Genomic DNA, 1374 nt, shown 5'->3' on the forward strand with positions numbered 1-1374 from the left:
TTTCGACGTCGCCATAGAGCAGGTCCATCGAGGCGGCTGGGCGGCTCTTGTCGAGATGGACGCAGCTTTCCGTCAGCACCAGCGTCTTGATGCCGTGCGGAGCAAGCGTATCGGGTGTCACCTCGCCGCCCGGCTTCATGCCGTAATACCAGCCGGCGAAGAAGAAATCCGGCTCGACCGCGACGAGGTTTTCGAGCGTCGGATATTTCGGCGCCAGTTCCGGGATCGAACCCTGCTCGGCCTTGAATTCGGGACCCACCTTGTACCATCCGGTGATGCCGGTCAGGCCGACGATCGACGGCTGCAGTTTCAGCGCGAAAGCCATCTCGGCCATGTTGAGATCCTGGATGACGGCGCGCTTCGGCGGCGCATCGAAGGTCAGCGGCTTGCCGCAGCTGTCGACCGTGACCGGGAAGGCCAGGGCTGTCGAGGCCAGCAGCGAGAAGACAAGCGAAAAGGCCAGGCGTTTCACGGGTTTGCTCCTTGTGGATGGGATTGGGTCGACTACGAGATGGCTTCAATCACGTCGGCGGCGCGGCACGGTTCGGCACATCGAACACCGTCAGTTCGCGGTCTTCGGTCGGATGGCGCAGACGCAGCACATCGATGCCGAAAATCTCGCGGATCAGCTTTTGGGTCAGGGCTTCGCGCGGTGCGGCGAGCGCTTGCAGACGGGCATGGTTCATCACCGCCACCCTGGTGGCGAACGGTGCCACCAGCGCCAGATCGTGCAGCACCGCGATCACCGTCATCTCGAAGCCTGCCACGAGGTCGAGCAGTTCGCCGCGGGCACGCGGGTCGAGATGGTTGGTCGGCTCGTCGAGGAACAGGATTTTTGGCTGCTGGGCGATGGCGCGCGCAAGTTGGGCGCGCTGGCGCTCGCCGCCCGACAGCGAGCCGATGGTGCGGCCAAATAGCGGCAGCAGGCCGGTCCGGCGCAGTGCATCGACGACGATCTCGCGCTCCTCGCTCCTGCGCCGCAGCCCGGCGTGCGGAACCCGGCCAAGCTCGACATAGTCGATCACCGCCAGCCGCGGATCGGGCTGGTCGGTCTGGCCGACCACGGCAATGTGCAGCGCCCGTTCGGCGGCTGAAATCCTGTCCAGGCGGCGCCCGCCGAGCTTCACCTCGCCGGAGCTCGGACGCAGCATGCCCGACAGCATGCGCAGCAGCGTCGTCTTGCCGGCGCCGTTGGGACCGATGATGGCAAGGCGATCGCCGGCGGCCACCGAGAAGCTGACCGCCTGAACCAGATCCCGCCCATTCGCCGTGACGCAGAGGTCACGGGCTTCGAGAAGCGCTACGGTCATCGGCTGCTGCCCGCCGGCTTGCCGGGACGGCAAAGCGTATATACGACGATGCGATGGATGGAGC

General features: G+C 65.8%; 1 protein-coding gene and 1 pseudogene. Both read right to left on the reverse strand.

Annotated features, from left to right (window positions below; genetic code table 11):
* A pseudogene (locus tag EN964_RS34690) lies at positions 1-472 on the reverse strand (ABC transporter substrate-binding protein); the annotation flags it as partial.
* 49 nt (positions 473-521) lie between these two features.
* Positions 522-1310: an ABC transporter ATP-binding protein gene (locus EN964_RS34695; RefSeq protein ID WP_127267057.1), complete on the reverse strand. Its 789-nt coding sequence runs from the start codon at positions 1308-1310 to the stop codon at positions 522-524.
* Positions 1311-1374: the final 64 nt, after the last annotated feature.

Source organism: Mesorhizobium sp. M7A.F.Ca.CA.001.10.2.1 (genome assembly GCF_003998575.1).
Taxonomy (GTDB): domain Bacteria; phylum Pseudomonadota; class Alphaproteobacteria; order Rhizobiales; family Rhizobiaceae; genus Mesorhizobium.

Coding starts and splice junctions, on each gene's coding strand:
- EN964_RS34695 (WP_127267057.1), bottom strand. CDS start 1,310: ATGACCGTAGCGCTTCTCGAAGCCCGTGACCTCTGCGTCACGGCGAAT.